Origin of the sequence: Streptomyces sp. NPDC088746 (assembly GCF_044751065.1) — a bacterium.
Classification (GTDB): Bacteria; Actinomycetota; Actinomycetes; order Streptomycetales; family Streptomycetaceae; genus Streptomyces.
The window spans coordinates 267,427-279,998 of sequence record NZ_JBIVLA010000006.1 but is presented as its reverse complement, the minus strand read 5'-3'; the positions used below and the strand labels follow the sequence as shown (position 1 = coordinate 279,998).

Here is a 12,572-nt window from a genome sequence, read left to right as displayed (position 1 = left end):
AATCGATCGGGCCGGGGTGTCGACACGCCACTCGACCTGGGCGGCAGGCACGTCCTCGACGGCCCGCCCGTCGCCCTATCCGGCGTCGGCCGCCATCGCCCGCACCAGGCCGGCGGGCCGCATGTCGGTCCAGGCGCTCTCGATCACGTCGAGACACTCCTGACGCGACCCTTCCGGGCCGGCGGCGCGCCAGCCGCCCGGAACGTCGATATGTGCGGGCCACAACGAGTACTGACCCTCGTCGTTCACCAGCGCCACGAACCGTCCCGACTCGTCATCGAAAGGATTGGTCACGGCCGTCCCCCCACCTGTTCTCACTCTTTTCACGACACGTTCATCAGCTGTGTACGGGCGTACCACGCGGGTCGTTTCCGCGATACACCGTCGAGCCCCCGACCGCCATGGCGCGCGGCGCAGGTCGTACGGAACGGAGATACGTCATCTCCGCATTCCGTCAACTCACCTGTGCCCGAACCACGGTTACCCCGACATCACCCGCTCATGCCGATCACATTAGAGGACCCGAGGCAACGAACGACGCGTATTCGCCCGATTACTCAAAAGTACCTGACCGGACGCCAGGAAGCGCACCGGCCCGCGGTATATGCCAACCACCCCGGCGCGAAGATATCCAGCCACGGAATGTCCGCTCGATGCGGGTACTGCTTGATATACACCACACACTTTCGGATAGCCTCCGGCGTGCGCCCGCGTACTCCTGTTACACACCCAGGTCACGCCAAGCTCCCATGCGCCGGGTGTGCGCCCGTGTCCGACCCGTGAGACGACCGACCCGCGGGAGCTCCGGGAGCCAAAATCCTTGTGCGGCAGCCCCGTGGGGCGGGGTCGGCAGCCCTCAGCCCTTCTCCCCGCCTCCGCCCCCTGGATGCCGCATCCGGATCCACACGTCGCGCGCCTGCCTGCCCGCCCGCGTCCTGCTGCGTGCGACGAGGGTGCGCGCCTGCTCCGGGGTCTCCACCATCGGGCCGGAACCGCGCAACGGCTTGCCCGCCGTCTCGTGGAGGAAGAGGGTCGCGACCAGCCCGACGGCACCCGCGACCATGAGGTAGTACGCCGGAATCATGTCGTTTCCGGTCATCTCCACGAGGGCCGAGGCGAACAGCGGCGTGGTCCCGCCGAACAGCGACACGGAGATGTTGAAGGCGATCGAGAGGGCGCCGTAGCGGAGCCGTGTCGGGAACAGTGCCGGAAGCGTGGACGCGGACGTCCCCGCGAAACAGACCAGCAGCAGCCCGAGCACCCCGCAGCCGATCGCCGGAAGCAGGATGCCGCCCTGCCGGATGAGCAGGAAGGCCGGGATGGCGAACACGATGAGCGCCACGCTCCCGGCCATGAACACCGGACGCCGGCCCCAGCGGTCCGAGGACCTGCCGACCGCCGTGATGCTGAGCACCACGAGCAGCATCGTGCCGAGGACCAGCAGCTGGGAGGTCGTCTCCGGCTCGCCGAGCGTCTCGGACATGTACGTCGGCAGGTAGGAGGTCACCATGTAGTTGGTGACGTTGTAGAGCAGCACCAGGCCCATGCAGATGAGCACCGCCTCCCAGTGCTCCGTGAAGATCTCCTTGAGCCGGCCCTTACCGGACTGCCGTGCCTGTTCCACGGGATCACCCTCGGACAGGGCCTCGGCCTGCGCCTCCTCCTCGCGCTGGAAGGCGGGGGTCTCCTCCAGCTTCAGCCTCATGTACAGACCGATCAGACCGAGCGGCCCCGCGACGAAGAACGGGATCCGCCACCCCCAGTCCGTCAGCCCGTCCGTACCGAGCACGGCGGTCAGCACGGTCACCAGACCGGACCCGAGCGAATATCCGACGAAGGTCCCGAAGTCCAGCCAGCTGCCGAGGAACCCTCTGCGTTTGTCGGGCGCGTACTCCGCGATGTACGTCGTCGCGCCCGCGTACTCGCCACCTGTCGAGAAGCCCTGCACGAGACGGCACACCAGGAGCAGGAGCGGAGCGGCGAAGCCGACCGCCGCGTAGGTGGGGAGGAAGCCGACGGCGAAGGTGCTCGCCGCCATCATGATCATGGTGATGGCAAGCACCTTCTGCCGCCCCACACGGTCGCCGAGCGGCCCGAACACCAACCCGCCGAGCGGACGCACGAGGAAGGCGGCGGCGAAGGTCGCGAAGGTCGACACGACCTGGGCGCCCGGCGAGCTGGAGGGGAAGAAGACCTTGCCCAGGGTCCCCGCGAGGTAGGCGTAGACGCCGAAGTCGAACCACTCCATGGTGTTGCCGAGCGCCGCCGCCGTGACGGCGCGGCGCACCTTCGGCGGATCGGTGACCATCACGTCCCCGGCGGCCAGGGACTTCTTGCGCCGCCGCAGAAGAGTCCGCACCATCCGGTCCGTCGCCGACCGCTCGCCCTGTTGCCGGAGGACACGTGGCCGTTGTCTCGGTCGGTGCATGGGAATGCTGCCCTCCGCTGTAGCCCGGCCCCTCCGCCGTACCGCGCGACGTCGGGCTTCCTTCCGACAGGCCTACCTTCCCCGCCCGCACGGCAGGACGCCGCGTGACCGTGCCGTACGAGTGAGCCGAGGGCCCCGTACGGCCGAGGCCCGGTGGCCGGAGCCCGCGGGTGGCGCCAGGACGGCACACGCGGGCTCCGGCCACTCCGCCGCCCCGTCAGACTCCTGCCAGCAGCGCCTCCAGTGCCGCAGCCGTCTCCGGATGGCGGCCGACGAGTACGGCCCCCGAGGGGGCCGGCGCCTCGGCCTCCCAGGAGCCCTCGCAGCCCAGCAGTTCCGCCACGCTGTCGCAGGTCTCCGGGTGGGCGGCGAGCAGCGCGGCACGGCGGGCCCTGCCGCCGCCGGCCGGCGCGGTCACCGTCTCCGGGGTTCCGCGCCAGGGCGGGACCCAGGCGTCCAGCGCGGCGAGGCGGCCGGGGAAGACGCGTCCGGCCTCGCGGATCAGCAGCGGGGCGAGGTCGGCGCCCTCGGCCCGCAGGGTGGTGATCAGGGACGGCAGCCAGGGCAGCAGCACCGGGTCCGGCAGCCGTGCGAAGGCGTTCGAGACCGCTTCCACGACGAAGTCGGCCAGTTGCGGCACCGGCTCCAGGGCGTGGAGGAACCCGCTGAGGTAGCGCGGGTAGGTCGGCACCACCAGCGGGTTGGCCAGCAGTTCGTCGCAGCGCTCCCTCAGCTCCGCGCGCGAGAGCTGCCCGAGGTGCGTCTGGGCCGCCCACAGCAGGGCCACCCGGGAGGGCTCCCGCGGGTGCGACTGCGCGAAGGCCAGCTCCAGCTGGGTCCGGTCGCAGCCGAGCGACAGGGCCAGACTCTCCATGCTGAAGAGGAACCCCAGCATCGCGGCGACCTGGCGGACGGTCGCGTCCTCGTCGGTGAACGCCGTCGGCAGGAGCGTGCAGTAGTGCGCGTACCCCGTCTTGGCGAAGGACTCGATCCACGACGGCAGCACCGGCCGGCTGATCCGGTAGTACGCCAGCAGCCGGCGCACCCTGCGCAGCACCTCGGGCGCCCCGTCGACGCTGCGCTCGGTGGCCAGCACCTCCAGGGCGCGGGTGCCCAGCTCGTCGGCGAGACGGCCGCTGCGCAGATGCAGCACGGCGTCCTCGACGGCCGCGAGGACCTGCGCCGTGGTGGCGTTCGGGGCGTACGCGGCGCGGCGCAGGCGCTGTTCCAGGACCTGCTCGATGCTGACGCCCTCGTAACCGAGCTCGATGAGCGCCCGCTGATGGGTGCCCAGCGCCAGGTCCCAGGACTCCTGGACCGACTGCTTGCCGAGCTCCCGCTCACCCATGATCGGCCGTGCGGCACCGTGGGGCATGAGGTGGCGCAGCATCCACAGCACGTCGGAGCACTGCCGCAGTTCCGGCCGGGACGTCATGTCCAGCAGGGCCCGCTGCACCCCGCGCTGCTGGAGCTTGAGATCCAGCGGGGCGAGGCGGTCGTGGACGTCGCGGGCGAGGGGCGGCAGCGCGTCGTAGCCGACCTGGCCTATCCGGTCGCCGCCCATCAGGATCTCCACGAGACGGCGGACATCGCGCCTGCCCGGCACGGTCTCCTTCTCGATGCAGGTGACCGCCGCGTCCTGGAAGTCGTACGGCGTGGGCCTGGCCCGGTCCCGCATGCCGGCCAGCAGGATCGACGTCTCGAACACGGCGATGGCGTCGGCGGTCGAGGCGAGGTAGCCGTTACGACGGGCGGAACGCACGATCTCCACCGACCAGCCCAGCAGTTCGGCCTCGTCGAGCCGGTCGAGGACGGGCGGGCTCTGCAGAAAGCCGGAGAGCTTGTCGGAGGGGGCTTCCGGTGCAACCGGGGCCGCCGACGCGACGGCCTTCCTCGGTTTCGCCGCCTTCCCGGCGCCCGCCTGACCCGCGAGCCGGTACGGCTCCACCCTGGTGCGCCTGAGGTTCTTGGCCCACTGGGTGGCGGCGATCGACACGGACCCGGCCGCGAGTCCGAACTGTGCCTCGATCGCCGTGTGACTGGACGGGATCAGGCCGTGCTGCCAGGTGCTCTCGCTCGGCGGGGTGATCTCGAAGGTGTCACTGCCGTGGACGCCGAACTCCTCGACCCGGCTGGACGCGTGGAACGCGCCGCAGACGTAGAGGCAGTCCCCGGGGTCCGCACCGGTCGCGGCGAGGTGTTCGCGCATGCGGGTCCACATGTAGCGCTCACGGTCCTCGTCCACCCTGACCCGGTCCGTGTCCCCGGGGGCCAGCCTGCGGAACAGGCTGCCGATCAGGAGCATCACCTGGCGGTAGGTGTCGTGGTCGCTGTCGCCGAGCGGCAGTTCGACGTACTGGTGCCACCACTCCGACCAGTGCCGCACCCGGCCGTGGTGCAGGAGGTGTTCCTCCAGCTCGGCGAAGCGGGGCCGGAGGTCACCGATCTCGACCCCGACGGCGTCGCCGTGCAGCGCCGCCTCCTCCTCGGCGGGCGGCGCGTCGGGGTCCGAGGGCTCCGTCGCACCGGCCTGCCACTGGAACACGTGGTCCGAGGAGCGGTCGACGAGGACCAGCTCGACGCCCGGGGTGTCCAGAGCGTAGGCGATGGCCTGGTATTCGGCCGACGCCTCGGTGATCGGGGCGACGACCGACAGCGGTGCCCATTCCGCCGGGAAGCCCTTGACCTCGCTCGCGAACGCCTGGACCGCCACCGGGAGGCGGCAGTTCCGCAGCTCCGGCAGGAGCGGCGCCATGTCCTCGCACAGCTCCAGATACACCACCTTCGGCTGCTTCTCCCGCAGCCGCCGTGCCATCGCCACCGCCGACGCGGGCGAGTGATGACAGACGGGGAAGATCTCCAGCGGCTCGCGCACGGCTCGGTCGACGTCGTCGACGATGCCCAGGAGGATGCCCTGCAGCGCGTCGGGGCCGTCGGCGAACTCCGCCGCTGCGTCCTGGAGTTGTCCCCGAAGCGCCTCGAAGGGGGTCCCCTCGGTCACGGCGCTCACGACAGGGTGGCGATCGCGTCGCGGCCGCCCTCCAGGAACTCCGGCCAGGAGCCGCCCTGCTCCTTGCTGCGCGGCTCGACGACACCGTGCAGGTACTTGTTGAGGATGGCCAGGTCCTCGGGCTCGCGCCGCGCCAGCGACCCGACGAGCGAGGAGGCGAGGGTGCGTGCGGTCAGCGCGCTCTCGCCGAAGAAGTTGCTGTGCAGGATCGCGTCCTCGAGCACGCCGATCTGCTCGGCGCTCGACAGCGCGGACTCCAGCTTCTCGTCGTCGCTGCCGGCCGCGGCGGCGGAGGCCCGCAGGTCGGCGAAGCTCTGCAGCAGCACGTCGAGCAGGGTCGGCGGGACGTCCAGTTCGATCTGATGGCGGCGAAGCAGCTCCTCGGTGCGGAAGCGCACGATCTCCGCCTCGCTCTTCTTGTTCGTCACCACCGGGATGCGGACGAAGTTGAAGCGGCGCTTGAGCGCCGAGGACAGGTCGTTGACGCCCCGGTCACGGCTGTTGGCGGTGGCGATGACGGAGAAGCCCGGCTTGGCGAAGACGATGTTGTCACTGTCCATCTCCGGGACCGAGATGTACTTCTCGGAGAGGATCGAGATCAGCGCGTCCTGTACGTCGCTGGTGGAGCGCGTGAGTTCCTCGAAACGGCCGATCGCCCCGGTCTCCATCGCGGTCATGATCGGTGAGGGGATCATCGACTCCCGCGACTGGCCCTTGGAGATCACCATGGACACGTTCCAGGAGTACTTGATGTGGTCCTCGGTGGTGCCTGCCGTGCCCTGCACCACGAGGGTGGAGTTACGGGAGATGGCTGCGGAGAGCAGCTCGGCCAGCCAGCTCTTGCCCGTGCCCGGGTCGCCGATGAGCAGCAGACCGCGGTCGGAGGCCAGCGTGACGATGGAACGCTCGACGAAGCTGCGGTCGCCGTACCACTTCTGGGAGATCTCCCGGTCGAGGCCGTCGGAGCGCTCGGAGCCCAGGACGAAGAGGCGGACCATCTTCGGGGACAGGCGCCAGGAGAACGGCTTCGGACCGTCGTCGACCGACTCCAGCCAGTCCAGCTCCTCGGCGTACTTGATCTCGGCGGGGGCGCGCAACAGGTCGGACATGGGTGTGCCTTTCTGGGAATTCGTGTTCATCTGCACCGGGCCGGGAAGCCTCAGGTGAGGAAGGTCTTGAGCTCGTGGACGAGCTTGCGTATGTGGCCGGAGAGGACCGGCGTCCCCTGGTCCTTGAAGCGCTCCCGGAACCACGGGTTGACGCTGGCACGGCCGGAGCTGGTCACGGAGCCGACCGGGATGAATTTGGCCCCGGAGCGGTGAATGGCGGCCATGCTCTCGAACAGCGGCTCGGTCTGCCATTCGTAGAAGTCCGAGATCCACACCACGACCGTGTTGCGGGGCTCGGCGATCTTCGGCTGGGCCAGGGCCATGGCGACCGTGCCGTCGGTGCCGCCCCCGAGGTTGGTGCGCAGGAGGGTCTCGAACGGGTCGTGCACCCACGGGGTGAGGTCGAGTGCCTGCGTGTCGTACGCGATGAGGTGGACGTCCACCTTGGGCAGACCCGCGAAGATCGAGGCCAGGATGGTGCAGTTGACCATCGAGTCGACCATGGAGCCCGACTGGTCGACGACGACGATCAGCCGCTGGGGCGTGGTCCTGCGCGCGGTGTGGCGGTAGAAGAGGCGGTCGACGTAGAGCCGTTCCTCCTCGGGGCTCCAGTTGGTGAGGTTCTTCCAGATCGTGCGGTCCAGGTCCAGGTTGCGGAACACCCGCTTGGGCGGGACCGAGCGGTCCAGGGCGCCGACGGTGGACTTCTCCACCTGTGTACGCAGCACCTCCGCGACCTCGTCGACGAAGCGGCGGATCAGCGCCTTGGCGTTGGCCAGGGCCACACCGGAGAGGTTGTCCTTGTCGCGCAGCAGCTGTTCGATCAGCGACATGCTCGGTGTCAGCTGTCCGGCCAGCTGGGGGTCGGCGAGCACCTCACGCAGCCGCATCCGCTTGACCAGACCGGCCTCGATGGAGCCGAGCTCCGGGCCGATCTCCGGGATGAGACGGCTGAGATCGGGGGTCCGGCCGCCGCCGCCCGTACCCGTGGGGCTGACGCCCGTCCCGCCGGCGCGTCCGCCGCGCAGTTCCCCCGGCTTGCAGCCGAGTGCGCGCTCCAGCCAACCCGCGTCGGACTGCCACCGGGAAAGCTGGCCTGCCGTGACCGTGCCGGGAGGGGTGTGGAAGACATTCAGCAGGACCTTCGACACGAGCGCGGCGCGCCGCACCTCGGCTGCCCGGTCGCGGGCGTCTGCGTCCCCGTCCGCCTCCGGAACCATCAGACCGTCGAACTCGGCGGCCAGCTCGGGGTCGCGCTGCACCACGGAGTCGACCGACGCCTGCGGATCCAGCAGCTTGGCGGGCAGGCCGATGTCCTCGACCACGGCGAGGCTCGCCGACTCCAGGGCCGACTGCTCCTCCTGGTCGAAGAGCCGGGCGAGGAGGCGCCAGTACATGACCTGGCGGCGGTTGTCGTGCGAGGGCTCCCCGGTCACCTCGGGACTCTGCTGTCCGGTCATTTCCGCAGCAGCCTTCCCGCGCGCTCGCTCAGCACCTTCGCGGCGTCGGCGGCCGCCTTCTCCGCTCTGGCCCCGGCCTTGTCGGCCGTCCCTCCGGCCCACGCCCCCGCGTGCACCGACGTCACCTTCTTCCGCACCGTGGTCTCGACGGCGAGTGGTTGCACGCCGAACCTCCCGGCGTCCCAGCGGATGAGCGCTATGCACGCGCCGGACTTGGCGACGGCCTCGGGCGTGAGCGGCCCGGCGGCCGGGATCCGGTCGGTGTCCACGACCAGTTCGGTCCCGGCGACCGTGAAGGTCAGCCGGCCGTCGTCATCCGTACGGGCGGTGTAGCCCTCCAGGAAGACGGGAACGGCGATGCGCGCCGGATGCCGGTCCAGCGGCGCGGTCACCGGGGCGGTCGCGGCGGGCAGTGCCACGCGTGCGGTGGCGAACGCCTCGGCGGGCTCACCGGGGCGGGCGTGCTCGTCGCTCCAGAGGAGGTCGCCCTCGGCGGTGACCGGCATACCGGTGAGGTCCATCGAGCGGCCCTCGCCTGCGGCGGCGAGGAGCGACATGTGCGGGCGCAGCAGCTGCCAGATCCCGGCTCCGAGGACCGTGTCGGGCTTCGGCACGGACACACCGGCGCGCACGAGGCGGGGCGCGGATCCGTCCGCGGGCTCGAACACCGCGTGCACCTGCGCCTGTGCGGCGGTCGCGTGCTCCTGTACGTCGATGCCGAGGGGCAGCAGGCGTCCGTCGGCGGTCCCGACGGCGGGGGTGAGGGCCGCTCCGGGCACCGTCAGCAGCATCCCGCGCGACCAGAGGTCGGCCCAGCGGCGCAGCGGGAATCGCTCCGCCGAAACGCCGGGACAGGACGCGGCGAGTTCGGCGGCGAAGCCGTCGAGGAGGGCCGCGAGGCGGCGCAGGGACGGATCGGGAAGCATCGCGGACACGACTTCCGCCGCCCCGGACACCACCTCGTGGTCGAGGCCCTGCCACCCGCAGCGCGCCAGGTCGGAGAGCCAGGCGCGGGCGGCCGTCAGCAGGTTCGCCGTCGGCTGCCCCTCGGCGGCCGGCACGGTCCCCGGGGCGGGCGGACGGCCGGCCGCCTCCTCGGCACGGGTCAGCAGCGCGTCGTGGACGGAGCCGAGCAGCGCGGTCCGCGCGGCGGCCAGGGCCAGGAAGTGGTCCTCCCCGGCCGCTCCGGCCGCCGCCTTCCCTGCCGCCTCGGCGACCCTGGCGGCCAGGGGCGTCCCCACCACGGCCTCGGCGAGCCGCGTCGGGCCGGTGGTCCCGGCGGGCTGGGGGCGGAGCAGCCCGGCGACGAGAGACCGGTCGAAGGCGTCGACCGCCTCCAGGGCTTCGTCCAGTCCGTCTACGGGTTCGGTGAGCAGTGCGGCGTGCATCATGCCACCGCCCGGGTCGGCGGGAAGAAGTGCATCTCGGGCAGCGGAGCCGTGACCGGGGGGTGTTCGAGATAGGCCAGGTGCCGCAGGAATCGGCTGAAGACGGATGCCGCCGCCTTCGTCCCGTCCGCCTGGGGACGGGTGCTCCTCATGGCCGAAGCCAGCGCGGCCCCGTCCACCTCCCCCTCCGGGACCTCGGCCTTCAGATACCGGACGACGCGCTCGGCGCCGTACTGCAGGACCGCCTCGTTGATCAGGGCGCCGATGTGGTTGCAGAACGATCCGCGCGCACCGCCGCAGGGCCGGTTGTTGTTGGTGCTGCAGGCGAACGCGTAGGTCCCGGTGGCGACGGACGAGACGTAGACCCTGCCGATGTCCGAGCCACTGGACACCACACCCTGCAGGCGCCCGTCGGCCAGCTCGACGAACGGAACCTTGGCGAGCTTGCGCGGCCGCGCGGGTGGCATCACCCGTGCCGTGCTCGACCTCTCCCAATCGGACAACGCGCCATCTCCAATGCACAGCTGAGGGGTTGTTTCCGCCGGACCGGCGGAACACGACTGAACCTACTGGCGCCCACTGACAACGGGATCCGGAGAGGGCCCAGGAGGTGTCCGCGAAGTCCCGGCCCGGCGGGACTTCGCGGACCCCCTAGGACAGCCCGGTGACCCGCATCGTGATGTTCAGCCGCCCCGAGCTCAGCCCGGTGTCCGGGTCGCCCGTGCCCTCGTGGACCTTCGGGACGCCGTGGTAGGCGAAGCGCGAGGGGCCGCCGAGGACGAAGAGGTCGCCCGAGGAGAGTTCGATGTCGGTGTAGGGCTTGGTGCGGGTCTCGGTGTTGCCGACGCGGAAGACGCAGGTGTCACCGATGGACAGGGACACGACCGGGGCGGACGACCGCTCGTCCTTGTCCTGGTGCATGCCCATCCTGGCCTGTCCGTCGTAGAAGTTGATGAGCGCGGTGTCCGGGGTGTAGTCCCGCGCGGCCGCCTCGTCCCCGTACGCCTCCAGGACGGCCCGGCGGCCCAGCCGGACCATCCAGTCCGGGAAGGCGGCGACCTGCCGGCCGTTCACGTCGTCCGCCGTGCGGGAGTATCGGTACGGCTGCCAGTGCCATCCGACGCACACGGTCTGTACGGACATGACACCGCCGCGCGGCAGCCGCGTGTGCCGGATGGGGACGGGGCCGGTGGCCCACGCGCGGCACGCCGTCACCAGTTCCCGCTGCCGGGCGGGGCTGAGCCAGCCGGGCACGTGCCAGGCGCCCGGGGCGACTTCCATGGCGGGGCGCGGGATCAGTGCGCTCATGACGGCACCCGGCCCGCCGGGGAGGAGGTGAGCCACCTGCCACGTACGCCCCACGCGAAGGCGTAGGTGCGGGCGGGGCCCCAGTCGGTGGAACGGCGCAGCCGTCGGGCCAGTTGGGCGAATCCGGGCAAAGCGGCCGCCATCACCCAGGCGTCCTGGGGCCCGCTCGCCGGCCGGGTCGCCGGGCGCGGCCAGGAGGCGGCCGTCTCCGGCCGGTCCACCGTGGTGAGGACCGTGCCGCCGCGTGCCTTCCGCGCGGTGGCGAAGGCGTCGGCAGCCGCTCGGGACGCGGCGTCCCTGCTGTGGCCCACGGCGACGGTTTCGGTCCGGGGCCTCCGCCGTTGCAGCAACAGGGCGACCAGCGCGGCGAGTTCCTTCTCGGTGTGTGCTGCGGGGTCCCGCCGCATGCCGTGGGCGGCAAGGTCGTGGTCGCTGATCAGCGGGGACGGGTGTTCGGCGAGGTGGTTCACGGCGTCGCTCCTCGTGTGCCGGCCGCCGCCGTCATGCCGCGTCGTGGAAGACGAGGCCGAGTGTGTGGCGCCGCCCGGCGCGGACGGTGCTCACACCGTGCCGCATCGGCCCGGCCGACCAGCCGCGCCTGCCCGCCACGGGCCGGTCGCGGGTGGTGAAGATCAGCCCGTGGCCCTGCGGCAGGGTGGTGGACGATCCCCGTGACTGCGCCCGGGGCCGCTGCTCCGTCATGATGAACTCGCCGCCGGTGAAATCGGTGCCCGGTACGTCGAGGCCGACGACGACCTGGAGCGGGAAGAGCATGTCCCCGAACACGTCGCGGTGCAGCGCGTTCCAGTCCCCGGCACCGTAACTCAGCAGGATCTGGGCGGACTTGGTCTGCCCGGCGTCGTGGCACATGGCCACCCACTCGGACAGGCCCCCGGGCCACGGGGCGGGCCTGCCGAGCCTGGCGGCCCAGTCGCGCGCGATGGGCAGGAGCCGTGGGTAGAACGCCTCGCGGAGCGCGGACACCGGTTCGGGCAGGTCGTGCGTGAAGTAGCGGTAGGTGCCGGAGCCGAAGCGGTGCCGGGCCATGTCGACGGTCGTACGGAACCGCTCGGGCTCGTCGTACAGGGCGGTGAGGGCGTGGCACTCCTCGGGGGCGAGGAGGGGGCCGGTGAGGGCGCTTCCGTACGCCTCGAGGTCCTCGGCCAGTGCGTCCCAGTTCTGGCTTGCGACGCGCTCGCCCATAGGAGCCGCCGGGGGTGCGGCCGGGGGTCCGGCCAGGTGAAGGGTGTCGGTCATCGGTGCGCCTTCCTCGCATGGCCCCAGGGCGTCCGTACGCGGTGGGGCGTGCGACCGTTCAGGCCGCCTGGTGGTGGTTCTCCAGGTCCAGGAGCTGTCTCTTGCGGTCGAGGCCGCCCGAGTAGCCGGTCAGGGCGCCGCTCGCGCCGATCACGCGGTGGCAGGGGCGCACGACCAGCAGCGGGTTGGCGCCGATCGCGGTGCCGACCGAGCGGACGGCCGCGCGCGAGGCCCCGATCCGTGCCGCGATCTCGCCGTAGCTGAGCGTGGTGCCGTACGGGATGGCCTCCAGGGCCTCCCACACGCGCCGCTGGAAGTCGGTGCCACGGCTGACGGTGCACTCGATGCCGAAGCCGGTCCGGCTCCCCTCGAAGTACGCGCGCAGCTCGGCGGCGATCACGGTGAAGGCCTCCGGGCTCTCCGTCCAGCCGTCCTGGACCGTCGCCCCGCCCTTCTGGCCCGGCACGGAGAGCGAGGCGAGGGCCGTGCCGCCCTCCGCGGTGGCCGACTCCTCGCCCACCAGCAGCAGCTCGCCGAGCGGGCTGTCGATCGTGGTGTAGAGCGTCATCGTCATGGTCCTTCCGGATTCAGCGGTCGTATGCGTCAACTGTG

General features: G+C 71.4%; 11 protein-coding genes. All 11 read right to left on the bottom strand.

The window, feature by feature from the left end; translation table 11 throughout:
* Window positions 1-75: 75 nt before the first annotated feature.
* On the bottom strand, window positions 76-294 hold the full coding sequence (locus ACIP63_RS26365) for an MbtH family protein (RefSeq protein WP_401520153.1): 219 nt from the start codon (window positions 292-294) through the stop codon (window positions 76-78).
* Window positions 295-856: 562 nt separating this feature from the next.
* Complete coding sequence (gene proP / locus ACIP63_RS26360) at window positions 857-2,362, bottom strand: glycine betaine/L-proline transporter ProP (protein WP_401520151.1); 1,506 nt, start codon at window positions 2,360-2,362, stop codon at window positions 857-859.
* 283 nt (window positions 2,363-2,645) lie between these two features.
* On the bottom strand, window positions 2,646-5,438 hold the full coding sequence (locus ACIP63_RS26355) for a hypothetical protein (RefSeq protein WP_401520149.1): 2,793 nt from the start codon (window positions 5,436-5,438) through the stop codon (window positions 2,646-2,648).
* Entirely contained in the window at window positions 5,435-6,547 is a 1,113-nt protein-coding gene (locus ACIP63_RS26350; protein WP_401520148.1) for an AAA family ATPase, read from the bottom strand. Before ACIP63_RS26350 ends, ACIP63_RS26355 begins: the two co-directional genes overlap by 4 nt.
* A gap of 50 nt (window positions 6,548-6,597) precedes the next feature.
* Entirely contained in the window at window positions 6,598-8,007 is a 1,410-nt protein-coding gene (locus tag ACIP63_RS26345; RefSeq protein ID WP_401520145.1) for a VWA domain-containing protein, read from the bottom strand.
* On the bottom strand, window positions 8,004-9,395 hold the full coding sequence (locus tag ACIP63_RS26340) for a hypothetical protein (protein WP_401520727.1): 1,392 nt from the start codon (window positions 9,393-9,395) through the stop codon (window positions 8,004-8,006). The genes ACIP63_RS26345 and ACIP63_RS26340 overlap by 4 nt, the downstream gene beginning before the upstream one ends.
* Window positions 9,395-9,862, bottom strand: a complete 468-nt coding sequence (locus tag ACIP63_RS26335; protein WP_401520143.1) for a hypothetical protein — start codon at window positions 9,860-9,862, stop codon at window positions 9,395-9,397. Before ACIP63_RS26335 ends, ACIP63_RS26340 begins: the two co-directional genes overlap by 1 nt.
* Before the next feature lie 184 nt (window positions 9,863-10,046).
* A complete protein-coding gene (locus tag ACIP63_RS26330) occupies window positions 10,047-10,703 on the bottom strand; it encodes an alpha-ketoglutarate-dependent dioxygenase AlkB family protein (RefSeq protein WP_401520141.1) in 657 nt (218 codons plus the stop codon).
* Window positions 10,700-11,173 (bottom strand): hypothetical protein, encoded by a 474-nt coding sequence (locus ACIP63_RS26325; protein WP_401520139.1) that lies wholly within the window; start codon window positions 11,171-11,173, stop codon window positions 10,700-10,702. The genes ACIP63_RS26330 and ACIP63_RS26325 overlap by 4 nt, the downstream gene beginning before the upstream one ends.
* 31 nt (window positions 11,174-11,204) lie before the next feature.
* Window positions 11,205-11,960, bottom strand: coding sequence for a 2OG-Fe(II) oxygenase (locus ACIP63_RS26320; RefSeq protein WP_401520136.1), 756 nt, complete (start codon window positions 11,958-11,960; stop codon window positions 11,205-11,207).
* Between the two features lie 58 nt (window positions 11,961-12,018).
* A complete protein-coding gene (locus ACIP63_RS26315; protein ID WP_401520134.1) occupies window positions 12,019-12,528 on the bottom strand; it encodes a methylated-DNA--[protein]-cysteine S-methyltransferase in 510 nt (169 codons plus the stop codon).
* Window positions 12,529-12,572: the final 44 nt, after the last annotated feature.